We start from the raw sequence: 21,206 nt of genomic DNA on the forward strand, positions 1-21,206 counted from the left end.
ACTCGGCACACCCAAGCACGAGAACGACCCCGCAGGAGCGAGAAGTACGTCGATGGCTGGGCCTTCACGTCCCCTCGACGACATGCGGCTGGGCGAGTACGACTACCGCCACGACCCGAGAGTGATCTGATGACCATCAACGAAGGCACACCCCGATGACCGACCCAACCGAGCCGACCCGCTACGCCGTCGAGTACCCCGACGAGGCCGGATACCCCGACGAGAAAGGCACCCTCAGCCAGGACCAGGCCGTCCTCATCGACGAGGTAATCGACGATCCCCACGCCCCCGCGTTCGACTTCCAAGTCGTCAACGACGAGAAACTCGGCATCTACGACGCCATCGTCGGGGACCGAGAGGTGGCCGGGCTGACCTACAACGTCGCCGGAGACGACCGACTCGTGCTGCTGGCCACCTCGGTGTTCCCCGAGTTCCGCAAACAGGGCATCGCCACCGAGCTGATCCGACGCGTCCTGGACGACGTGCGCGTGCAAGGCAAGACGGTCACCATCAGGTGCCCGATCGTGCGCACCTTCATCGAGCACAACCCCGAGTACGCCGACCTCATCGACCCCGAGCACCCGGGGGTGACCCAGGGTCACACCCATTTGTCCTAAACCCACCTATTAGCCCCCCAACAGAAGTGTGACAATGACGATCAATCTCGAGGCCGAGGCGGCCACCCGGGAAGAGAACAACGCGGTGCTCATCGCTGCTCTGAACGAGACAAGTCTCAGCGAGGTGGAATCCAGCTGGGAGCTCGATGTCATCAACGACGCGGAGCGCGGTCGCTGGATCGCCGCCCTCGGCGCCGAAGCGATCGCCGAGCTCCCGTACCGGTTCGTGGGCGGCCGTGTCGTGCTGCTAACGACCTGGGTCGACCCCGCCTACCGACGCAATCGGGTGGCCACGGAGCTCATCGCTCGCGTGCTGGACGAGATCCGCGAGAGCGGGAAGAAGATCACCGTCATCTGCCCGGTCGTGGGTGAGTTCATTGCCCGCAACCCGGAATACCTCGATCTCATCGACAAGGTCCATCCCGGCGCCGGCGCCTACCCCCAGCACGAACCCGCGGAAGGCGACCACGACGAGGAGCTCACCGCGTTCGAGAACGACATGACGTAGCCGTCCGGCGTTCAGACGTCGTTCGAGTCGTCCAGCGGGTCCGGGATGGGCGACTGCGGACGAACATCGGCAACGTCGCGACCCTCGACGACGCCGTTGCCGCCTTCAACCCGACCGGGCCGGTCAAGGGCAAGACCATCCGGCCGTCGGCGCCGGTCGGGGCGTCTTTCAACATTCTGTTGACAAGACTGCGTTGATGAGCTGTGATCGGACCATGACGACCGACGACCCGTTCACCGCGCCGAACCCGGCCCGTGTCCGCGCCCACCGCACCCACGAGGCGCTGCAACGGATCAGCGAGCGACACGCCGGCACCGACGCTCAGCGAGGGCGCTGGGCGCATCCGTACGTGCTGGACCCGTGGGAGGCGGTGGCCCTGGTCACCGCCCTGGCCGCGGGCGGAGCCGAGCGGGAGCCCACGGAGGAGCCGGTCGACGGCGCCGACCTCACGGCCGCGCTGACCCTGCTGCCGCACGTCCGCGCGGAGCTGGACGCCCTGGAAGCCGGGCTGTTGACGCTGGCCCGCGACCGGGGGCTGACCTGGCAGGCCATCGCGTACGGGCTGGGCCTGGGCAGCGCGCAGGCCGCCCGACAGCGCTACGAGCGGGTCGCCGCCCGCTCGGCCGAGCAGACACGCTGACGGCGTGGCGACCCGCCCGGCCGACTGGCATGCCGCACGCCGGCCGGGCGCGCAGACTGTGCGCACGACGATTCCGGGAGGCACCCATGGAGCGCGCGGAGATGCTGGCGTACTGCCTGGCCAAGCCGGGGGCGTGGCTGGACCGGCCATGGGAGGGCGACGAGGTGGTGAAGGTCGGCGGCCGGATCTTCGCCTTCCTCGGCAACGGAGAGGGAAACCCGACGGTCGGGGTGAAGTGCGGCCAGACCCGTGAGGTCGCCGACGAGTGGCTGCACCGCCACCCCGACGACGCCCGGGTGATGGCCTACATCGGCCGGTCCGGGTGGAACACCCTGCGCCTGGACGGCGGGATCGACGAGGACGAGCTCACCGAGGCGGTCGACGCGTCGTACGACATGGTGGTGGCCAAGCTCCCGAAGCGGGAGCGCCCGACGGCCTGAACGGACCGCGGCGCCGGCGGCGAGTCGCGCCGGCGCCACGGCAGGATCAGCGGGGTACGACCCGCTCGGTGGCCCACTCCCGCCAGCCGACCAGCCGGTCCGCGGCGGCGGCCAGTTGGTCGGCGACCGGGCCGGGGCCGGTGGAGCCGGGGGTGGTCCGGGCCGCGAGGGCCGAACGGACCGAGAGCACATCGCGCACCGACGGGTCGAGGTGCTCGCTGACCGCGGCCAGATCGGCGTCGGAGACCTCCTCCAGCTCGCACTCCCGGACCGCGCAGAGCGCCACCAGCCGGCCGGTGATCTCGTGCGCGTCACGGAACGGCACGCCCCTGCGGACCAGCCAGTCGGCCACTTCCGTGGCCAGCGAGAAGCCGACCGGCGCGGCGGCCACCAGCCGGTCCACCCGCACGGTCATCGTGGAGATCATCCCCGCCAGCGCCGGCAGCAGCAGCTCCAGGGTGTCGACCGCGTCGAAGGCCGGCTCCTTGTCCTCCTGCATGTCCCGGTCGTAGGTCATCGGCAGACCCTTGAGCATGGTGAGGACGGCCATCAGGCCGCCGACCAGCCGGCCGGACTTGCCCCGGGCCAGCTCGGCGATGTCCGCGTTCTTCTTCTGCGGCATGATCGACGAGCCGGTGGCGAACGCGTCGTCCAGCTCCACCCAGCCGAACTCGTGCGAGGTCCAGAGCACCACCTCCTCGCCGAGCCGGGACAGGTGCACCCCGATCAGGGCGGTGGTGAAGAGGAACTCGGCGACGAAGTCCCGGTCGGCGACGGCGTCCATGGAGTTGGCGAACGACGTGCGGAAGCCCAACTCCTTGGCCACGGCCACCGGGTCGAGCGGCAGCCCGGAGCCGGCCAGCGCGCCGGCGCCCAGCGGGCTGATCGCCGCCCGGTGGTCCCAGTCACGCAGCCGCTCCAGGTCACGCAGCAGCGGCTGCACGTGGGCGAGCAGCCAGTGCCCGAAGGTGACCGGCTGGGCGTGCTGCAGGTGGGTCATGCCGGGCGCGGCGGTGTCGACGTGCCGCTCGGCCTGCTCGACCAGCGCATCGGCCAGCTCGACCAGCCGGCTGGCCACGCCCCGGGCGTGGTCGCGCAGGTAGAGCCGCAGGTCGGTGGCGACCTGGTCGTTACGGGACCGGCCGGCGCGCAGCTTGCCGCCGAGGCTGCCCAGCCGCTCCAGCAGCCCGCGCTCCAGCGCGGTGTGCACGTCCTCGTCGTCGACCGTGGGACGGAACGCCCCGGAGGCGCAGGCGGCCTCCAGGTCGTCCAGGGCGGCCAGGATCCGGCCCAGCTCGTCGGGGTCGAGCAGGCCGGCGCCCGCCAGCACCCGGGCGTGCGCCCGGGAACCGGCGATGTCGTACGGGGCCAGGCGCCAGTCGAACTGCACGCTCACCGACAGCCGGGCGAGCGCCTCGGCGGGGCCGCCGGCGAACCGGCCACCCCACAGGCTCGTCCGGTTGGTGGCGGCGCTGTTCTCGGTCAGGCTCTTGTCGTCCACGCCGCCCATTGTGGGGGTCACTGGCCGGAGCCGCCCAGCCGGGCGTTCCGCGCGGCGGCCATCCGGCTCGGCAGGCCCCACAGCTGCACGAAACCCTTGGCCAGGGACTGGTCGAAGGTGTCGCCGGTGTCGTAGGTGGCCATTCCGAAGTCGTAGAGGCTCGCCTCGGAGCGCCGGCCGGTGACGGTGGCCCGGCCGCCGTGCAGGGTCATCCGCACCTCGCCGCTCACGTGCTGCTGCGCGTCGTCGATGAACGCGTCCAGCGAGTCCTTCAGCGGCGAGAACCACAGGCCGTCGTAGACCAGCTCACCCCAGCGCTGGTCGACGCCCTTCTTGAACCGGGCCAGGTCCCGCTCCACGGTGACCGCCTCCAGCTCCTGGTGGGCGGTGATCAGCGCGATCGCGCCGGGAGCCTCGTACACCTCGCGGCTCTTGATGCCGACCAGCCGGTCCTCGACCATGTCGAGCCGGCCCACGCCTTGCGCCCCGGCGCGCCGGTTCAGCTCCAGGATCGCCTGGTACGGGGTGACCGTCTCACCGTCGATGGCCACCGGTACGCCGGCGTCGAAGGTGATCACGACCTCGTCGGCGTCGCGGTCCTGCGCCGGGTCGTCGGTGTACGAGTAGAGGTCCTCGATCGGGGCGTTCCAGATGTCCTCCAGGAACCCGGTCTCCACCGCGCGTCCCCACAGGTTCTGGTCGATGGAGTACGGCGACTTCGCCGAGACGTCGATCGGCAGCCCCTTCTCCTCGGCGAAGGCGATCGCCTTGTCCCGTGTCCAGGCGAAGTCCCGGGCCGGCGCGATGATCTTCAGGTCGGGGGCGAGCGCGTTCAAGCCCACCTCGAACCGGACCTGGTCGTTGCCCTTGCCGGTGCAGCCGTGCGAGACGATCGTCCCGCCGTACTGACGCGCCGCGGCCACCAGGTGCTTGACGATCAGCGGCCGGGACAGCGCCGAGACCAGCGGGTAGCGGTCCATGTAGAGGGCGTTGGCCCGGATGGCCGGCAGGCAGTAGTCGGCGGCGAACTCGTCGCGCGCGTCGACCACCTCGGACTCGGCGGCGCCGCAGTCCAGCGCGCGCTGCCGGATGGCGTCAAGGTCCTCGCCGCCCTGCCCGACGTCGACCGCTACCGCGATCACCTCGGCGCCGGTCTGCTCGGCCAGGTAAGGAATGGCGACGGAGGTGTCCAGCCCTCCGGAGTACGCCAGGACGACCCGCTCGGTCATGGTGTGGTGCTCCCTTCAACGGTGTCTTCCCTGCGGGCCCAGCCGGCGAGCTTCTCGCCGAGTGCGGCCCCGCCGACGGCCTCGCGGGCCACGACGAGGATGGTGTCGTCGCCGGCGATGGTGCCGACGATCTCGGGCAGGCCCGCTCGGTCCAACGCGCTGGCCAGGTATTGGGCTGCACCCGGTGGGGTACGCAGCACGGCGATGTTGCCGCTGGAGTCGACCCCGTTGAGCAGCTCGCGCAGCAGCCGCACCAGCCGGGCGGGGGCCGCCTCGGCGTCGCGCAGCGGCCGGTGGCCGTCCTCGGGGATCAGGTAGACCGCCGGCCCGTCGCCGCCGCGCACCTTGACCGCGCCGAGCTCCTCCAGGTCCCGCGAGAGGGTGGCCTGGGTGACCCCGACGCCGTCGCTGGCCAGCAGGTCGGCCAGTTCGGTCTGCGAGCGGACCACCCGGTCACGGATCAGCTCGACGATCCGGGCGTGCCGGGCGGCGCGGGTCAACGGAGCGGTCATCGGGTCTCCCCGGTTACGCCGTCGGCCCCCAGCAGGAAGGTCAGCAGCGCCTTCTGGGCGTGCAGCCGGTTCTCGGCCTGGTCGAAGACCGCGCTCTGCGGGCCGTCGAACACCTCATCGCTGATCTCCTCGCCCCGGTGCGCGGGCAGGCAGTGCAGCACGATCGCGTCCGGCGCGGCCTGGCCGAGCAGTTCCTTGTTGACCTGGTACGGCAGGAACGGGGTGATCCGGTCCAGCCCGTCGTCCTCCTGACCCATCGAGGTCCAGGTGTCGGTCGCCACCACGTCGGCGTCACGTACCGCCTGACCCGGATCGGTCAGCACCCGCACCGACCCGCCGGTGCCGGCGGCGATCTCCGCCGCCCGGTCCACCACGGCCGGGTCCGGTGCGAAGCCGGCCGGCCCGGCGATCCGCACGTGCATCCCGGCCGTCACCCCCGCCAGCAGGTACGACTGCGCCATGTTGTTGCCGCCGTCCCCCACGTAGGCCAGCGTGCGGCCGGCCGTGCCACCGCACCGCTCGCGAACGGTCAACAGGTCGGCCAGCAGCTGGCAGGGGTGGAAGCCGTCGGTGAGTGCGTTGATCACCGGCACGCTCGCGCCCGCCGCCACCTCGGCGATCCGGTCGTCGCCGTGGGTGCGCAGCACGATGGCCGCGACGTAGCGGGACAGCACCCGCCCGGCGTCGGCCAGCGTCTCGCCCCGTCCGAAGTGGGTGAGCTGGGTGTCCACGATGAGGGGGTGGCCGCCCAGCTCGGCGATCCCGGCGTCGAACGAGATCCGGGTCCGCAGGCTCTGCTTGTCGAAGAGCACCGCCACCGAGCGCGGCCCGGCCAGCGGCCGGTGGCCGAACCGGTCCGCCTTCATCCGCGCGGCCAGGTCGAGCACCATGGCCTGCTCGGCGGGCGAGAGGTCGTCGTCGCGCAGGAAATGCCGGGTCATGGGGTCGTTCCCGTCGTGGCGGTGGCGGTGGTCGGCGCGGAGTTCTTGGAAGCTGCCGACCCCTGGGAGGGCAGGTCCCCTCCGAGATCTGCGGCAGTGGCGGGGGTTGACGCGTTCAGGGCGGTGGGCAGCGCGGCGAGGAAGGCGTCCACCTGGGCGGTGGTGAGGATCAGCGGCGGGGCGAGCCGGACCACGCCCGGCTGCACCGGGTTGACCAGGAAACCGGCCTCGCGCAGCGCCTCGGACAGCACCGGCGCCACCGGCGCGGTGAGCGCCACACCGAGCAGCAACCCGGCGCCCCGCACCCCGGCGACCAGCGGGTGGTCCAACGCCTCGATCCCGCCGCGCAGCCGCTCGCCGACCCGCTTCACGTGGTCGAGCAGCCCTTCGTTGGCGATGGTCGCCACCACGGCGAGCGCGGCGGCGCAGCTGACCGGGTTGCCGCCGAAGGTGGTGCCGTGCGAGCCCGGGGTGAGCAGGTCGGCGGCCCGGCCGAAGGCCAGCGTGGCGCCGAGCGGCAGCCCGCCGCCCAGCCCCTTGGCCAGGGTGACCACGTCCGGCTCCACGCCCTCGGCCTGGTGGGCGAACCAGTGTCCGGTACGACCGATGCCGGTCTGCACCTCGTCGAGCACCAGCAGCGCGCCGTGCCGGGCGGTGATCTTCCGCGCCGCGGCGAGGTAGCCGGCCGGCGGCACGACCACGCCGGCCTCGCCCTGGATCGGCTCCAGGATCACCATGGCGGTGGCGTCGGTGACCGCCGCGTCGAGGGCGGCGACGTCGCCGTAGTCGACGTGGGTCACGTCGCCGGGCAGCGGGCGGAACGGGTCGGCCTTGGCCGGCTGGCCGGTCAGCGCGAGGGCCCCCATGGTGCGGCCGTGGAACCCGCCCCGGGTGGCGACCACGTGGCTGCGGCCGGTCCGCCGGGAGAGCTTGAACGCCGCTTCGTTCGCCTCCGCGCCGGAGTTGGCGAAGAAGACCCGGCCGGGCCGGCCGGCGAGCGCCAGCAGCAGCTCGGCCAGCGCGACCGGCGGCTCGGCGACGTAGAGGTTGGAGACGTGCCCGAGGGTGGCGACCTGCTTGGAGACTGCGGCCACCACGGCCGGGTGGGCGTGGCCGAGCGCGTTCACCGCGATCCCGCCCACCAGGTCGAGGTACTCCCGGCCGGCGTCGTCGACCACGACCGCACCGGCGCCGGAGACCAACGCCAGCGGCGGGGTGCCGTAGTTGTCCATCATGGACTGGGCCCAGCGCTGCACCAACGTGCTCATGCCGCAATCACCATCGTTCCGAACCCTTCCGAGGTGAAGACCTCGAGCAACGTGGAGTGCGCCACCCGACCATCGACGACGTGTGCGGCAGGCACTCCCCCGCCCACCGCCCGCAAGCAGGCCTCCATCTTGGGCACCATCCCCGATTCGAGGCTGGGCAGCAGCTTCGCCAGGTCGTCGGTGTTGATCTCGGAGATCAGGCTGGTGGTGTCCGGCCAGTCGGCGTACAGGCCAGCCACGTCGGTGAGCACGACCAGCTTGCGGGCCTGCAACGCGACGGCCAGCGCGGCGGCGGCGGTGTCCGCGTTGAGGTTGTGCAGCACACCGTCGGCGTCCGGCGCGACCGTGGAGATCACCGGGATCCGGCCGGCCCCGATCAGGTCGGTCACCGCCGACACGTCGACCGACTCGACGTCGCCGACCTGGCCGACGTCGACCGGCAACCCGTCCACGTACGCGGGGCGGCGTACCGCGGTGAACAGCCGGGCGTCCTCGCCCGAGAGACCCACGGCGAACGGGCCGTGCGAGTTGATCAGCCCGACCAGCTCCCGGCCCACCTGCCCGACCAGGACCATCCGGACCACGTCCATCGCCTCGGCGGTGGTCACCCGCAGCCCACCCCGGAACTCGCTGGCGATGCCGAGCCGGCCCAGCATGGCGGAGATCTGCGGGCCGCCGCCGTGCACCACCACGGGCTTGAGGCCGGCGTAGCGCAGGAAGACCATGTCGGCGGCGAACGCCCGCTGCAGCTCGGGGTCGGTCATGGCGTTGCCGCCGTACTTGACCACCACCGTGGAGCCGGAGAAACGAGCCAGCCAGGGCAGCGCCTCAATCAGCGCCTCCGCCTTGACCTGGGCCCGGGTGAGGTCGGTGCTGAGGCTCATGTGGAGTACGCCGAGTTCTCGTGCACGTAGGCGTGGGACAGGTCGTTGGTCCAGATCGTCGCGGCCGACGTGCCGGCGTGCAGGTCGATCCGGATGGTCACGTCCCGCCCGGTCAGGTCGACCTTCGAGCGGTCCTCGGCGGCGGCGCCGGCCCTGCACACCCACACCTCGTTGACCGCCACGTCCACCCCGTCCGGCTCGAACGCGGCGGCGGTGGTGCCGACGGCGGCGAGGATCCGGCCCCAGTTCGGGTCGTTGCCGAACAGCGCGGTCTTGACCAGGTTGTTGCGGGCCACCGAGCGGCCCACCTCGACCGCGTCGTCCTCGTCGACCGCACCGACCACGTCGATGGCGATCTGCTTGGTGGCGCCCTCGGCGTCGGCGATCAACTGCTGGGCCAGGTCGTGACAGGCCGCGGTGACCGCGGCGGTCAGCTCGGCCGGAGTCGGCTCGATGCCACTCGCGCCGCTGGCCAGCAGCAGCACCGTGTCATTGGTGGACATGCAGCCGTCGGAGTCGACCCGGTCGAAGCTGACCCGGGTGGCCGCGCGCAGCGCCTCGTCCAGGGTCGCCGGCCCGGCCACCGCGTCGGTGGTCAGCACACAGAGCATGGTGGCCATCCCCGGCGCGAGCATCCCGGCGCCCTTGGCCATACCGCCGACCGTCCAGCCGCTGCCCCGGGCCACCGTGGTCTTCGGCCGGGTGTCCGTGGTCATGATCGCCTCGGCGGCGGCCGGACCGCCGTCACGGGACAGACCCCGGATCGCCGAGCGGACCCCGGGCAGCAGCTTCGGCATCGGCAGCCGCTCACCGATCAGGCCGGTGGAGCAGACCGCCACCTCGCCGGCGCCGAGGATCAACCGTGGGCTGACCGAGGTCAGCGCGGCGGCGGTGTGCTCGGCGGTGGCGTGGGTGTCCTGGAAACCGGCCGGGCCGGTGCAGGCGTTGGCGCCACCGGAGTTGAGCACCACCGCGCGGACCACGCCGCCGTGCACGACCTGCTGGGTCCAGCGCACCGGTGCCGCCTTGACCCGGTTGGTGGTGAAGACGCCGGCGACCCCGGCGTCCGGGCCGTCGTTGACCACCAGCGCGACGTCCGCGCCACCGCTGGCCTTCAGCCCGGCGGCCACCCCGGCCGCCCGGAACCCCCGAGGGGTGGTGACGCTCACGGGGCAACCCCCCAGACGGAAAGCCCTGTCGTCTCCGGCTGGCCGAGCATCAGGTTGGCGTTCTGGACGGCCTGGCCGGCCGCGCCCTTGCCCAGGTTGTCCAACGCGCTGAGCACGATCAGACGGCCGGAGTCGACGTCGACGGTGGCCTGCAGGTGGCAGGAGTTCGAGCCAAGGGTGGCGCCGGTGTGCGGCCAACGACCCTCCGGCAGCACGTGCACGAACGGCGCGTCCGCGTACGCCTGGGCCAGCACCTGCTGCGGGTCGACACCGCGCGCCGGCGTCGCGGTGACCGTGGCCAGGATGCCGCGCGACATCGGCGCCAGCACCGGGGTGAGCGACAGGCTGGTCGCCCCGGCGGCCTGCTTGATCTCCGGTACGTGCTGGTGGGTGCCGACCCGGTACGGCGACAGGTCCCCCATCACCTCGCTGCCCAGCAGGTGCGGCTTGGCGGCCCGCCCGGCGCCGGAGGTGCCGGAGGCGGCGACCACCACCACGTCGGCGGGGCTGGCCGCACCGGCCGCGATCAGCGGCGCGAGCGCCAGGGTGATCGCGGCGGCGTAGCAGCCGGTGTTCGCCACCCGGGTGGAGCCGGCGATCAGCTCCCGCTGGCCGGGCAGCTCGGGCAGGCCGTAGGTCCACTGTCCGGCGTGCGTGCCGCCGTAGTACTGCGCCCAGGCGTACGGGTCGGCGAGCCGGTGGTCGGCGCCGAGGTCCACGATCCGGACATCGGCCGGCAATTGGGCAGCAAGAGCCGCCGACTCACCGTGCGGCAGGGCCAGGAAGACCAGGTCCGCGTCGGCCAGGGTCGCCGGGTCGGTCTCGCCGAGCACCAGGTCCAGACCGGTGAGCTGCGGGTGCACCACGTCGACGCGGTGCCCGGCCTGGCGGTGCGCGGTGGCGGCCACCAGGTCGAACTCCGGGTGCCCGGCGACCAGGCGCAGCAATTCACCCCCGGTGTAGCCGCTCGCTCCGGCGACCGCGACTCGGATTCCCATACTCACCTCCGCATGACTATGCAACGAAGGTTAGCAGCGATGATCAGCCGTTGCAACTTAATGCAGGCAAGTGCATGGAGATGAGAGGGTGACGCGCGGCACACCCCGATACGGACGTGTCCTCCGTCGGACCATGCCGACGGAGGACACGCCAGTGTCAGATCGCCTCAGGCGCCGCGCAGGATCGCCCCCAGGCGCTGCGCGGCGACGGCGACCGCCGCGTCGCGGGCGGCCACCGCCTCCTCGACGGTCAGCGTCCGGTCCGGTGCCCGGAAGGTGAGCTTGTAGGCCAGCGACCGGCGACCCGCACCGAGCTGCTCACCGGCGTACACGTCGAACAGCCGCACGTCCTCCAGCAGCTCGCCGGCGCCCGCCTCCAGCGCCCGGCGCACCTGCTCCGCCGGCACCGAGTCGTCCACCACCAGGGCCACGTCGATCAGCGCCGGCGGGAAGCCGGAGACCGCCGGGGCGGGCGTCACCGGCGCGGACGGCAACGCATCCAGGTCCAGCTCCATGGCACAGGTACGGCGCGGGAGCTCCAGCGCCGCCACCACCACCGGGTGCAGCTCGCCGGCGTGTCCGACGACCGTGCCGTCGACCCGCACCTCGGCGCAGCGGCCCGGGTGCCACGGGGCGTACTCGGCGGCACGCACCTCGACCCGCTCGGCCGGAACGCCGGCGGCGTCCAGCACGTCGCGGGCCGCCTCGATGGCGTCCGCCCAGCCGGCCGGCCGACCCGGACCCCACCAGCCGGCCGGGTCGAGGTCACCGGTCAGCACCACCGCGACGTGCACCGGCTGCGCCGGCACCACCGCGTCGGCGGCCGCGAACTCCGCGTCGGTGGGACGCCGGTCCACACCCATCGCCGGCGGGCTGCCGGCGTCCACCCGCGGGTGGAAGACCGCACCGATCTCGGAGAGCGCCAGGTCGCGAAGACCCCGGCCGAGGTTGCGCTTGAGGATGCCGAGCAGCGGGCCGAGCAGCGTGGTACGCAGCAGCGGCTCCTCCTCGGACAGCGGGTTGGCCAGCCGCACCGCCTGCCGCCGCGGGTCATCGGCCGGCAGCCCGAGCAGGTCGGCCAGCTCGGACGACACGAACGGGTGCGCGAGCACCTCCACGTACCCCCGCTCGGCCAGGGACCGGGCGATCGCCCGGCGCCGATACTGCCCTGGGGTCAGCCCACGGCCGGGAGGCGCGGTCGGCAGCACCGACGGCACCCGGTCGTACCCGTCGAGGCGGACCACCTCCTCGACCAGGTCGGCGGGGTCGGTCAGGTCGGGCCGCCAGCTCGGCGGGGTGACGCTGAGCGCGACCCCGGCGCCGCTGGCCATGCCGACCGAGCCCGGGTCCTCGGCCAACCGGTCCGCACCCTGGGCGACCGTGCAACCGACCCGCTCCAGCAGGGCGACGACCCGCGCCGGCGGGTACTCGACGCCGATCCGCCGGGTGGGCAGGTCCGCCGGCAGGCTGATCGGGGTACGCGGGCGGACGTGATCGATATCCAGGATCTCCGCGCCGGGCGTGCCGCCGCCGTGCTCGGTGAGCAGCCGCACCGCCCGCTCCAGCGCGACCAGTGGCAGGGCCGGGTCGACGCCACGCTCCCAGCGCTTCGCGGCCTCGCTGAACAGCTTGTGCCGGCGGGCGGTCCGCCCGACCATCGCCGGGTCCCAGTGCGCCGCCTCGAAGAGCACGTCGGTGGTGCCGGCGATGACCTCGCTGGTCTCACCGCCCATCACCGCGGCGAGCGAGATCGGGATGCCGGCACCCTCGCCCGCGCCGGGGTTGGGCAGCCCAGCGTCGCAGATGACCATGTCGTCGGAGGCGAGCACCCGCAGAACCCCGTCCAGGGTGGTCAGCTTCTCCCCCGGCTCGGCCCGGCGCACCACCAGCGCCCCCACGATCCGGTCGGCGTCGAAGGCGTGCATCGGCTGGCCCAGCTCCAGCATCACGTAGTTGGTGATGTCGACCGGCAGCGAGATGCTGCGGATGCCGGCGGTGACGAGCCGCTGCTGCATCCAGGACGGTGTGGGCGCGGTCGGGTCGACGCCACGGACCAGGCGGGCGGCGAACCGGTCGCAGCCGACCGTGTCGCGCACCTCCACCGGGTACGCCGGCTCGGGCGTGCCGCCCGGCGCGGGCACCAGGGCCGGGTCACGCAGCGGCACGTCGAACGCGTGCGACAACTCGCGGGCCAGGCCGCGCAGGCTCAGCGCGTAACCCCGGTCCGGGGTGATCTCCAGTTCCAGCACCACGTCGTCGAGGCCGACCACCGGCCGCGCGTCGTCGCCGGGCTTGGCCGCCACGTCCGGCGGCAGCACGATGATGCCGGAGTGGTCGTCGCCCAGGCCCAACTCCTTGGCCGAGCAGATCATGCCGGCAGAGTTGTGCCCGTACGTCTTGCGGGCGCCGATGGCGAAGCCGCCGGGCAGCACACCGCCGGGCAGGATCACCACCACCCGGTCGCCAGGGGCGAAGTTGCGCGCTCCGCAGACGATCTCCTGCGGCTCGCCGGTGCCGTTGGCGTCGCCCACGTCGACCCGGCAGAACCGGATCGGCTTCTTGAAGCCGGTGAGCTCCTCGATCTCGCGCACCTCGCCGACGACCAACTGGCCGGTGACGGTCTCCCGCAGGTCCACCACGGACTCGACCTCGATGCCGAGGTCGACCAGGGCCTGCTCCAGGTCACCGGTGGGCAGGTCGGCGGGGAGGTCGACGTACTCCCGCAGCCAACTGACAGAAACTCGCATGACTTCAGACCACCGTTCCCGTGTCTCGTACCCGCATCGCCTACGCCCCGGTCCCGAGCGCGCGGCTGAACCGCACGTCGCCCTCGAAGAGATGGCGGATGTCGCTCACCCCGTGCCGGATCATCAGGGTCCGGTCGATGCCCATGCCGAACGCGAATCCGGAGTAGACCTCCGGGTCCACGCCGCAGGCGCGCAGCACCCGCGGGTTGACCATCCCGCAGCCGCCCCACTCGACCCACTGGGGGCCGTCGCGGTGCTCCGGGAACCAGACGTCGAACTCCGCCGACGGCTCGGTGAACGGGAAGTAGTGCGGCCGCCACCGGGTCTTCGCCTCCGGGCCGAAGATCGCCCGGGCGAAATGGTCGAGGGTGCCGCGCAGGTGGGCCATCGTGATGCCCTTGTCCACGACGAGACCCTCGGCCTGGTGGAAGACCGGGCTGTGGGTAGCGTCCACCTCGTCGGTGCGGTAGACCCGGCCCGGGCAGATCACGTAGATCGGCGGCTTGCGGCTGAGCATGGTGCGGGTCTGCACGTTCGAGGTGTGCGTCCGCAGCACCAGGCCGGAACCCTCCGGTGCGATGTGGAAGGTGTCCATCAGCCCGCGCGCCGGGTGGTCGGCGGGGATGTTCAACGCGTCGAAGTTGACCCACTCCAGGTCGACCTCGGGGCCCTCGGCCACCTCGTAGCCCATCCCGACGAACAGGTCGCTGACCGACTCCATCAGGGTGTTCAGCGGGTGCCGGGCGCCGCGCGGACGGCGGTCGTACGGCAGGGTGACGTCCACCCGCTCCTCGACCAACACCCGCTCGGCCTGCTCGCGCTCCACGACCTCGGCGCGGCCGGCGTAGGCGGTCTCGATTGCCCGGCGGGCCTCGTTGACCCGCTTGCCGGCGTCGGACTTCGCGGCCGGTGGCAGCGCGCCGATCTCCCGGCGGGCCAGCGAGATCGGAGACCGGTCACCGAGGTGCGCGGGGCGTAGCGCGGTCAGCGCGTCCGGGTCGGCGGCGGCCGTGAACGCCTTCGTGGCGTCGGCGACGGCCTCGGCCAGGGCGGCCGGGTCGAGTAGGGCGACCTGCTTCGGGTCGTACGGATCGTTGCGGTAGCTCATGGCGTACGGGCACTCCCTCACGGCGGCGCCAGCCCTCACCGGGGCGGCTAAGCGAGTCTACGGACGCGCGGCTGCGCCGCAGCCCGCCGGTAGGAGTTGCGCAGGGAGCAGGTCAGACCCGCCGCCCACCGACACCGGCGGGCTGGCTAAACGAACGCCGTGGCGCGTTCATCGACGGAGACTCCCCTGCTGATCTGTCGCGCCGGGTGAGGCCACCATCAGCGCTGTGCTCTCGCCGAAGCGTACAGGCAGACCGCGGCGGCCGCAGCCAGGTTCAGGCTCTCCGCGCGCCCGTGCAGCGGCACCCGGACCCGGGCGTCGGCCGCGGCGGTCAACTCCTCGGGCAGCCCGTGCGCCTCGGAGCCGAACAGCCAGGCGGTGGGCTCGCCGAGCCGTCCGGAGTCGGCCAGGTCGTCCAGGTCGCTGTCGCCGTAGCCCGTGGTGGCCAGCACGGTCAGCCCGGCAGCGCGTAGTGCGCCGACCACCTCGACCGGGTCGGCGGCGCGAACCACGTCGACGTGGAAGAGGCTGCCGGCGGAGGCCCGCACGCACTTGCCGTTGTACGGGTCGACGGCGTCGCCGGCGAAGACCACCGCGCCCGCCCCGGCGGCGTCGGCGGTGCGCAGCACGGTGCCGGCGTTGCCCGGATCACGGATCTCGGCGAGCACCGCCACCAGACGGGGCCCGCCCGCGAGCGCCTGCTCCAGCGGCACGTCCAGGTGCCGGCAGACGGCGACCAGCCCCTGCGGGGCGACGGTCTCGGCCAGCGCGGCCAGCGCCTCGTCGGTCACCTCGGAGACCGGCACGTCGGCTCGGGCCGCGGCAGCGGCCAGCTCCGCGTACCGGTCGAGGGCGGTGGGCGTACCAAACAGCTCGGTGACCACCCCGGGCCGGGCCAGCGCCTCGCGGACCGCCTGCGGTCCCTCGGCCAGGAAGCGGCCGGTGGCCTCGCGGTCCCGGCGGCGCTGCAACCGGCGGGCGGCGACAACCCTGGGTGTACGCGGGGTGAAGGCCATGGTGTGTGGTCCTCCGGCACGATTGAGGCGCCCCCCGGACGGCGGTGCCGACACGGGAGACGCCTCGCTCTTGTGCGCGGGGATCAGGCGGCCTGGGCCGCCGCGCCGCCGGTGCCCTCGGCCGCGACCGCGGCCCGGGCCAGCTCGACGATCGCCGCGAAGGCGGCGGCGTCGTTGACAGCCAGGTCGGCCAGGATCTTGCGGTCGACCTCGATACCGGCCAGACGCAGGCCCTGGATCAGGCGGTTGTAGGTCATCCCGTTGGCCCGGGCACCCGCGTTGATCCGCTGGATCCACAGCTGCCGGAAGTCGCCCTTGCGGTCACGACGGTCCCGGTAGGCGTACTGCATCGAGTGCAGCACCTGCTCCTTGGCCTTGCGGTACAGCCGGGAGCGCTGACCGCGGTAACCACTCGCGGACTCCAGCAGGGTACGACGCTTCTTCTGGGCGTTTACAGCCCGCTTGACGCGTGCCATCTCAACTCCTTCTTACGTAAAGGTGGCGCGCGTCAGCGGCCGAGCAGCTTCTTGATGCGCTTGACGTCGGCCTTGGCAAGCACGACCGTGCCGGTCAGCCGGCGGGTGTGGGTGGAGGGCTTCTTCTCCAGGTTGTGGCGGAGGCCGGCCTGCTGGGCAACGATCTTGCCCTTGCCGGTGACCTTGACCCGCTTACCCATACCCGTGTGGCTCTTCATCTTCGGCATGTGGAACGTCTTCTCCCCTGTTACTCGCCGCTGGTGTCGGCGGCGGTGCCGGTATTACCGGCTGCTGCGGTCTCGCCGGCCGCCGCGGTCTCATCGGCTTCCGGAGCGGCGGACTCGTCCGCTGCCCGGTCCCGAGGTGCACCGCGGGACGCCGTTGCGGCAACCGCAGAGGCCTTGACGGCCCGATGCGGAGCGAGAACCATGATCATGTTTCGACCGTCCTGCTTCGGAGCGGCCTCGACGTATCCCAGTTCCGTGATCTCGGATTCGAGCCGGCGCAGGAGCCGATAGCCCAGCTCCGGGCGGCTCTGCTCGCGACCGCGGAACATGATCGTCACCTTGACCTTGTCGCCCGCCTTGAGGAACCGCACCACGTGACCCTTTTTGGTCTCGTAGTCGTGCGGGTCGATCTTCGGCCGAAGCTTCATTTCCTTGATGACGGTCTGCTGCTGGTTACGCCGCGCTTCGCGCGCCTTCAGTGCGCTCTCGTACTTGAACTTGCCGAAGTCCATGAGCTTGCACACCGGCGGGCGCGCCATCGGCGCAACCTCGACCAGGTCCAGATCGACGTCCGCGGCCAGCTGAAGGGCGCGCTCCAGTGGGACGATGCCCACCTGCTCACCCTCGGGGCCGACCAGTCGGACCTCACGTGCCCGGATCTGCTCGTTCACGCGTGGTTCGACGCTGATGGGGCCTCCTCGAGTCGTTTCTGCTTTCGTGCCGACCCCGCGGCTCCCGGGTGGGAACCGACCCGGAAAGCAGAAGGCCCCGGCATACGCCAGGGCCCGCTCGACCGGCCGGCACGATCATATGATCGCGCATCCGGCACCGGGACATGCCCGGAACCGGGGACCGGACCCGGCCACCGTAGCGGCGACTCGGGTGGGAGCAGGCGCTCCGCTTTCGTGGCTGTCTGCTCGCACGCGGAGACAGCCTGGTCGACTCGATAACACTACACCCCTGACCCGGTCGCCCCCAAACCGGACACCACCCACCACCTGCTGCCCGCCCGAAGGTCGACCGATCACCGCCCTGGCCCCCGGCGGTGCGACGCCGTAGGCCGGTGCAACCCGGCGCGACCCGCAGCGCGGATTGGTGGCGGGGGGGCGGCGTGGGTTAGCGGCCGGTGGCGCGCTCGGCTAGGCGAGCCTGGTGCGCTTCGTGCAGCCGGCGCAGCGAGCGGACCCCCTCGACGGCCGACTCCTTGTCGGCGGCCTGCAAGGCGACCATCGGCATCAGGTCGTCGTCGTACAACTCGAGGCTGGCCCACGGCGCGCCCCGGTCGAACCGGACCCCCCGGACGACCTCCCAGGGCAGCTCGTACGAGCTGATCACGTTGCGCACCCGGACACCGCGCGCGTCGGCCTCGACCCGGGGGCGGGTGAACAGCAGGAAGGCCAGCGCACCGAAGATGCCCAGACCGATCATGGCCAACTGGTCGCCGCGCTGGAAGCTGCCGTAGCCGTTGCCGGTCGGGCCGCTCAGCGATGTGGCCACCAGACTGAACACCACCACCAGCGCGACCGCCGCAGACCAGCAGACCACTCGGATGCGGCGGGGCTTCAGGCGGACCAGTTCGGTGTCACTCACCCCACCAGTCTGCCATCAGCCCTCGCCCGACGACCGCACCACCCGCCGGAGCCGAGCCGCGCCGAGGCCGCCGAGCCGACCGCGCGGCGCTGCGGAAGATCACGCTCGATCCGGGATCTAGTGGCCTCGGCCGCACCGGAGGCCACTACTTCCATGTTCGTGCGTGATCGTCGCGCGGCCACTCACGCCGGCAGGTGCCGCGCGGTGCGGTAGATCGACTCGAGATCGGCGATGTGGGGGTGTCCCGAGCGGGCCGACACCCCCACATCGGCGATCCCGAGTCGATCAAGCAGGTCGACCGCCCGAGTGCGCTACGCAGGCGGCCCGGCAGCGGCCCGGCGGTCAGGCGGCGGTCAGAGTCGGCAGGCGTGGATGTTGGTGACCAGGATGGCCCGGGCGCCCAGCTCGTACAGCTCGTCCATGATCCGGTGCACGTCATCGCGGAGCACCATGGCCTGCACCGCCACCCAGCCCTCGCGGTGCAGCGGCGACACGGTGGGCGACTCGATGCCCGGGGTGAGCCCGCTGGCCCGGTCCAGCAGGCCGGCCGGCACGTCGTAGGCGAGCATCACGTAGCGGCGGGCCACCAGCACGCCGTGCAGGCGGCGCAGCAACTGCTCGGCCTGCGGGTGCGCCGGTGCGGCGGCCCGACGGACCAGCACCGCGGAGGAGCGCAGCAGCGGCTCGCCGAAGACGACCAGGCCGGCCTGGCGCAGGGTGGCGCCGGTCTCCACCACGTCGGCGATCACGTCGGCGACGCCGAGCCGGACGGCGTTCTCCACCGCGCCGTCGAGGCGGATCACGTCGGCCTTGACGCCTACCTCGCCGAGGTGCCGCTCGACCAGGCCCGGGTACGCGGTGGCGATCCGGTGCCCGCCCAGGTCCTGCACGGAGGCGATGTCGTCGGGGCGGGCGGCGAAGCGGAAGGTGGCCCGGCCGAAGGCGAGGTCGACGACCTCCTCGGCCGGCGCGGCCGAGTCGATCAGCAGGTCCCGGCCGGTGATACCGAGGTCGAGGTCACCGGAGCCGACGTAGGTGGCGATGTCCTTGGGGCGCAGGTAGAAGAATTCGACGTCGTTGGCCTCGTCCCGGCAGATGAGGTCCTTGGGGTCGGTGCGCTGGCGGTAGCCCGCCTCGCGCAGCATCTGGGCGGCCGGCTCGGCCAGGGTGCCCTTGTTGGGAATGGCGACACGCAGCATGACGGAGTGCTCCTTCGATCGCAGTTCTGATCAACGGGTGGGGGCACTCACAGATGTCGGTAGACGTCCTTGAGCTCGAGACCGCTGGCGAGCATCAGCACCTGGACCTGGTAGAGCAGCTGGGAGATCTCCTCGGCGGTGCGCTGCGGCCCCTCGTGCTCGGCGGCCATCCACGACTCGGCCGCCTCCTCGACGACCTTCTTGCCGATGAAGTGCACCCCCTTGTCCAGGGCGGCGACGGTGCCCGAGCCCGGGGTGCCGGCGGCGGCCTTGGCCTGCAGCTCGGCGAACAACTCCTCGAACGTCTTCACGGAACCCGATTCTTCCAGTCGGCCGGTCAGCCGCCGAAGCCGACCCGCTGACCGTTGCTGGCCAGCGTCCGGACGGCCAGCGCGGCGTCCAGCGCGGCGACGGTGGCCGACCAGCCCTTGTCCTCCGCCGAGCCGGGCAGCCCGGCCCGGTCCCGGGCCTGCTCGATGGTCTCCACGGTGAGCACACCGTGCGCCACCGGCTTGCCCTCGTCCAGCGCCACCCGCGTGAGCCCGTCGGTGACCGAACGGCAGACGTAGTCGAAGTGTGCCGTGGCGCCACGGACCACCACGCCGAGTGCGACCACCACGTCGCAGCGGCGCGCGAGGGCCTGGGCCACCACCGGCAGCTCGACCGACCCGGCGACCCGGGCCACCACGGCCCGCGCGCCACACGCCTCGGCGGCGGCGACGGCCCGCTCCAGCATGTGGTCGGTCAACTCACCGTGCCAACGGGCGGCCACCACCCCGACGGTCATCCCGGCCGCGTCCACCGCGTCGACGCCCGGCTCCCCGAAACCCGCCATGTCTATGCTCCGATCTCGTCGCTGGCAACCGCACGCCCCGTGGGAGCCTCGGTCACCTCGTCCAACTCGTCCAGCAGGTGACCCATCCGGTCCCGCTTGGTGCGCAGGTAGCGCAGGTTCTCCGGGTGCGCGCCGGCCGGCAGTCCCTCCCGGCCGGTGATGGTCAGCCCGTAGCCCTCCAGCCCGGCGCGCTTGGCCGGGTTGTTGGTGAGCAGCCGCATCGAGCGCACGCCCAGGTCGTACAGGATCTGCGCGCCGGTGCCGTAGTCGCGGGCGTCCGCCGGCAGGCCCAGGTCGAGGTTGGCGTCCACGGTGTCCCGGCCCAGGTCCTGCAGCTGGTACGCCTGCAGCTTGTGCAGCAGCCCGATGCCGCGCCCCTCGTGCCCGCGCACGTAGAGCACCACGCCCCGGCCCTCCTGCCCGACGCGGGCCAGCGCGGCGTCCAGCTGCGGCCCGCAGTCGCAGCGCAGGGAGCCGAACACGTCCCCGGTGAGGCACTCGGAGTGCACCCGGACCAGCACGTCCTGGCCGTCACCGAGGTCGCCCAGCACCATGGCGATGTGTTCGGCCGGGTCGTGCTCGGCGCGGTAGCCGAGCGCCCGGAACACCCCGTGCCGGGTTGGCATCCGGGCGTCGGCGACCAGCTCGACCTGCTTCTCGGTCCGCCGTCGGTAGGCGATCAGGTCGGCGATGGTGATCAGCGTGAGGCCGTGCTCGGCGCAGAACTTCTCCAGGTCCGGCACGCGCATCATGGTGCCGTCGTCGTTGACCAGCTCGCAGAGCACGCCCGCCGGGCGCAGCCCGGCCAGCCGGGTCAGGTCGACCGCCGCCTCGGTGTGTCCCGGCCGGCGCAGCACCCCGCCCTCGCGGGCGCGCAGCGGCACCACGTGCCCGGGTCGGGCCAGGTCCGTGGGGTCGGTGGTCGGGTCGGCGAGCAGCCGGATGGTGTGCGCGCGGTCGGCCGCCGAGATGCCGGTGCTGACCCCCTCCCGGGCGTCCACGGTCACGGTGTACGCGGTGCCGCGGCGGTCCTGGTTGGTGTGGTGCATCGGCGGCAGGTCGAGCCGGTCGCACTCGCTCTCGGTCAACGGCACGCAGACGTAGCCGGAGGTGTGCCGCACCATGAAGGCCAGCAGTTCCGGCGTGGCCAGCTCGGCCGCGAAGATCAGATCGCCCTCGTTCTCCCGGTCGGCGTCGTCAACCACGACGACCGGACGACCGGCCGCGATCTCGGCGACCGCCTGCTCGATGCTCGCGAAGGTGCTCATGCCGGCACCACGGCGCTGGACCTGATGATTCGC

General features: G+C 72.4%; 23 protein-coding genes. 4 read left to right on the plus strand and 19 right to left on the minus strand.

Annotation, left to right across the window (positions count from 1 at the left end; genetic code table 11):
- Positions 1 to 155: 155 nt before the first annotated feature.
- From ACFY29_RS30430 to ACFY29_RS30445, 4 genes are all read left to right on the plus strand, one after another.
- Positions 156 to 617, plus strand: a complete 462-nt coding sequence (locus ACFY29_RS30430) for a GNAT family N-acetyltransferase (protein ID WP_386991666.1) — start codon at positions 156 to 158, stop codon at positions 615 to 617.
- A gap of 34 nt (positions 618 to 651) precedes the next feature.
- Positions 652 to 1,125, plus strand: a complete 474-nt coding sequence (locus ACFY29_RS30435) for a GNAT family N-acetyltransferase (RefSeq protein ID WP_386991668.1) — start codon at positions 652 to 654, stop codon at positions 1,123 to 1,125.
- A 214-nt stretch (positions 1,126 to 1,339) separates the two neighbouring features.
- A complete protein-coding gene (locus tag ACFY29_RS30440; RefSeq protein ID WP_386991670.1) occupies positions 1,340 to 1,765 on the plus strand; it encodes a DNA-binding protein in 426 nt (141 codons plus the stop codon).
- A gap of 86 nt (positions 1,766 to 1,851) precedes the next feature.
- Positions 1,852 to 2,205 (plus strand): MmcQ/YjbR family DNA-binding protein, encoded by a 354-nt coding sequence (locus ACFY29_RS30445; protein ID WP_355605879.1) that lies wholly within the window; start codon positions 1,852 to 1,854, stop codon positions 2,203 to 2,205.
- Positions 2,206 to 2,251: 46 nt separating this feature from the next.
- Here the strand turns inward: ACFY29_RS30445 and argH are convergent, their stop codons facing one another.
- From argH to ACFY29_RS30540, 19 genes are all read right to left on the minus strand, one after another.
- Complete coding sequence (gene argH / locus ACFY29_RS30450) at positions 2,252 to 3,715, minus strand: argininosuccinate lyase (RefSeq protein ID WP_328426469.1); 1,464 nt, start codon at positions 3,713 to 3,715, stop codon at positions 2,252 to 2,254.
- Between the two features lie 8 nt (positions 3,716 to 3,723).
- Positions 3,724 to 4,935, minus strand: coding sequence for an argininosuccinate synthase (locus tag ACFY29_RS30455; protein WP_328414162.1), 1,212 nt, complete (start codon positions 4,933 to 4,935; stop codon positions 3,724 to 3,726).
- Complete coding sequence (locus ACFY29_RS30460) at positions 4,932 to 5,447, minus strand: arginine repressor (protein WP_386991673.1); 516 nt, start codon at positions 5,445 to 5,447, stop codon at positions 4,932 to 4,934. The genes ACFY29_RS30455 and ACFY29_RS30460 overlap by 4 nt, the downstream gene beginning before the upstream one ends.
- Positions 5,444 to 6,388 (minus strand): ornithine carbamoyltransferase, encoded by a 945-nt coding sequence (gene argF / locus ACFY29_RS30465; RefSeq protein WP_386991675.1) that lies wholly within the window; start codon positions 6,386 to 6,388, stop codon positions 5,444 to 5,446. The genes ACFY29_RS30460 and argF overlap by 4 nt, the downstream gene beginning before the upstream one ends.
- Entirely contained in the window at positions 6,385 to 7,656 is a 1,272-nt protein-coding gene (locus tag ACFY29_RS30470) for an acetylornithine transaminase (RefSeq protein WP_386991677.1), read from the minus strand. Before ACFY29_RS30470 ends, argF begins: the two co-directional genes overlap by 4 nt.
- Complete coding sequence (gene argB / locus ACFY29_RS30475) at positions 7,653 to 8,540, minus strand: acetylglutamate kinase (protein ID WP_386991679.1); 888 nt, start codon at positions 8,538 to 8,540, stop codon at positions 7,653 to 7,655. The genes ACFY29_RS30470 and argB overlap by 4 nt, the downstream gene beginning before the upstream one ends.
- Complete coding sequence (gene argJ / locus ACFY29_RS30480; RefSeq protein WP_386991681.1) at positions 8,537 to 9,709, minus strand: bifunctional glutamate N-acetyltransferase/amino-acid acetyltransferase ArgJ; 1,173 nt, start codon at positions 9,707 to 9,709, stop codon at positions 8,537 to 8,539. The genes argB and argJ overlap by 4 nt, the downstream gene beginning before the upstream one ends.
- Positions 9,706 to 10,707 carry an N-acetyl-gamma-glutamyl-phosphate reductase gene (gene argC, locus ACFY29_RS30485; RefSeq protein ID WP_386991683.1) on the minus strand — a complete coding sequence of 334 codons (1,002 nt, stop codon included), beginning with the start codon at positions 10,705 to 10,707 and terminating at the stop codon, positions 9,706 to 9,708. The genes argJ and argC overlap by 4 nt, the downstream gene beginning before the upstream one ends.
- Positions 10,708 to 10,874: 167 nt before the next feature.
- On the minus strand, positions 10,875 to 13,454 hold the full coding sequence (gene pheT / locus ACFY29_RS30490) for a phenylalanine--tRNA ligase subunit beta (RefSeq protein ID WP_386991684.1): 2,580 nt from the start codon (positions 13,452 to 13,454) through the stop codon (positions 10,875 to 10,877).
- Positions 13,455 to 13,494: 40 nt separating this feature from the next.
- Entirely contained in the window at positions 13,495 to 14,562 is a 1,068-nt protein-coding gene (pheS, locus tag ACFY29_RS30495; protein ID WP_386991685.1) for a phenylalanine--tRNA ligase subunit alpha, read from the minus strand.
- Between the two features lie 218 nt (positions 14,563 to 14,780).
- Complete coding sequence (locus ACFY29_RS30500) at positions 14,781 to 15,578, minus strand: TrmH family RNA methyltransferase (RefSeq protein WP_386991687.1); 798 nt, start codon at positions 15,576 to 15,578, stop codon at positions 14,781 to 14,783.
- 83 nt (positions 15,579 to 15,661) lie between these two features.
- Positions 15,662 to 16,054, minus strand: a complete 393-nt coding sequence (gene rplT / locus ACFY29_RS30505; protein WP_281583696.1) for a 50S ribosomal protein L20 — start codon at positions 16,052 to 16,054, stop codon at positions 15,662 to 15,664.
- Between the two features lie 32 nt (positions 16,055 to 16,086).
- Entirely contained in the window at positions 16,087 to 16,281 is a 195-nt protein-coding gene (gene rpmI / locus ACFY29_RS30510; protein ID WP_328414139.1) for a 50S ribosomal protein L35, read from the minus strand.
- A 20-nt stretch (positions 16,282 to 16,301) separates the two neighbouring features.
- Positions 16,302 to 16,952 carry a translation initiation factor IF-3 gene (gene infC / locus ACFY29_RS30515; protein ID WP_328414137.1) on the minus strand — a complete coding sequence of 217 codons (651 nt, stop codon included), beginning with the start codon at positions 16,950 to 16,952 and terminating at the stop codon, positions 16,302 to 16,304.
- A gap of 445 nt (positions 16,953 to 17,397) precedes the next feature.
- Positions 17,398 to 17,871, minus strand: coding sequence for a PH domain-containing protein (locus ACFY29_RS30520; RefSeq protein ID WP_386991690.1), 474 nt, complete (start codon positions 17,869 to 17,871; stop codon positions 17,398 to 17,400).
- Positions 17,872 to 18,224: 353 nt separating this feature from the next.
- Positions 18,225 to 19,070 (minus strand): ATP phosphoribosyltransferase, encoded by an 846-nt coding sequence (gene hisG, locus ACFY29_RS30525; RefSeq protein ID WP_328414130.1) that lies wholly within the window; start codon positions 19,068 to 19,070, stop codon positions 18,225 to 18,227.
- A 47-nt stretch (positions 19,071 to 19,117) separates the two neighbouring features.
- On the minus strand, positions 19,118 to 19,399 hold the full coding sequence (locus ACFY29_RS30530) for a phosphoribosyl-ATP diphosphatase (protein ID WP_328426468.1): 282 nt from the start codon (positions 19,397 to 19,399) through the stop codon (positions 19,118 to 19,120).
- A gap of 8 nt (positions 19,400 to 19,407) precedes the next feature.
- Complete coding sequence (ribH, locus tag ACFY29_RS30535) at positions 19,408 to 19,905, minus strand: 6,7-dimethyl-8-ribityllumazine synthase (protein ID WP_328414128.1); 498 nt, start codon at positions 19,903 to 19,905, stop codon at positions 19,408 to 19,410.
- A gap of 2 nt (positions 19,906 to 19,907) precedes the next feature.
- Entirely contained in the window at positions 19,908 to 21,173 is a 1,266-nt protein-coding gene (locus tag ACFY29_RS30540) for a bifunctional 3,4-dihydroxy-2-butanone-4-phosphate synthase/GTP cyclohydrolase II (protein ID WP_328414126.1), read from the minus strand.
- Positions 21,174 to 21,206 lie beyond the last annotated feature (33 nt).

The organism is Micromonospora sp. NPDC000668 (genome assembly GCF_042897975.1).
Lineage (GTDB): Bacteria > Actinomycetota > Actinomycetes > Mycobacteriales > Micromonosporaceae > Micromonospora.

What these genes read in the sequence shown, in the direction of transcription:
- ACFY29_RS30430 (WP_386991666.1), top strand. Translation starts at nt 156, where the DNA reads ATGACCGACCCAACCGAGCCGACCCGCTACGCCGTCGAGTACCCCGAC.
- ACFY29_RS30435 (WP_386991668.1), top strand. Translation starts at nt 652, where the DNA reads ATGACGATCAATCTCGAGGCCGAGGCGGCCACCCGGGAAGAGAACAAC.
- ACFY29_RS30440 (WP_386991670.1), top strand. Translation starts at nt 1,340, where the DNA reads ATGACGACCGACGACCCGTTCACCGCGCCGAACCCGGCCCGTGTCCGC.
- ACFY29_RS30445 (WP_355605879.1), top strand. Translation starts at nt 1,852, where the DNA reads ATGGAGCGCGCGGAGATGCTGGCGTACTGCCTGGCCAAGCCGGGGGCG.
- argH (WP_328426469.1), bottom strand. Translation starts at nt 3,715, where the DNA reads ATGGGCGGCGTGGACGACAAGAGCCTGACCGAGAACAGCGCCGCCACC.
- ACFY29_RS30455 (WP_328414162.1), bottom strand. Translation starts at nt 4,935, where the DNA reads ATGACCGAGCGGGTCGTCCTGGCGTACTCCGGAGGGCTGGACACCTCC.
- ACFY29_RS30460 (WP_386991673.1), bottom strand. Translation starts at nt 5,447, where the DNA reads ATGACCGCTCCGTTGACCCGCGCCGCCCGGCACGCCCGGATCGTCGAG.
- argF (WP_386991675.1), bottom strand. Translation starts at nt 6,388, where the DNA reads ATGACCCGGCATTTCCTGCGCGACGACGACCTCTCGCCCGCCGAGCAG.
- ACFY29_RS30470 (WP_386991677.1), bottom strand. Translation starts at nt 7,656, where the DNA reads ATGAGCACGTTGGTGCAGCGCTGGGCCCAGTCCATGATGGACAACTAC.
- argB (WP_386991679.1), bottom strand. Translation starts at nt 8,540, where the DNA reads ATGAGCCTCAGCACCGACCTCACCCGGGCCCAGGTCAAGGCGGAGGCG.
- argC (WP_386991683.1), bottom strand. Translation starts at nt 10,707, where the DNA reads ATGGGAATCCGAGTCGCGGTCGCCGGAGCGAGCGGCTACACCGGGGGT.
- pheT (WP_386991684.1), bottom strand. Translation starts at nt 13,454, where the DNA reads ATGCGAGTTTCTGTCAGTTGGCTGCGGGAGTACGTCGACCTCCCCGCC.
- pheS (WP_386991685.1), bottom strand. Translation starts at nt 14,562, where the DNA reads ATGAGCTACCGCAACGATCCGTACGACCCGAAGCAGGTCGCCCTACTC.
- ACFY29_RS30500 (WP_386991687.1), bottom strand. Translation starts at nt 15,578, where the DNA reads ATGGCCTTCACCCCGCGTACACCCAGGGTTGTCGCCGCCCGCCGGTTG.
- rplT (WP_281583696.1), bottom strand. Translation starts at nt 16,054, where the DNA reads ATGGCACGCGTCAAGCGGGCTGTAAACGCCCAGAAGAAGCGTCGTACC.
- rpmI (WP_328414139.1), bottom strand. Translation starts at nt 16,281, where the DNA reads ATGCCGAAGATGAAGAGCCACACGGGTATGGGTAAGCGGGTCAAGGTC.
- hisG (WP_328414130.1), bottom strand. Translation starts at nt 19,070, where the DNA reads ATGCTGCGTGTCGCCATTCCCAACAAGGGCACCCTGGCCGAGCCGGCC.
- ribH (WP_328414128.1), bottom strand. Translation starts at nt 19,905, where the DNA reads ATGGCGGGTTTCGGGGAGCCGGGCGTCGACGCGGTGGACGCGGCCGGG.
- ACFY29_RS30540 (WP_328414126.1), bottom strand. Translation starts at nt 21,173, where the DNA reads ATGAGCACCTTCGCGAGCATCGAGCAGGCGGTCGCCGAGATCGCGGCC.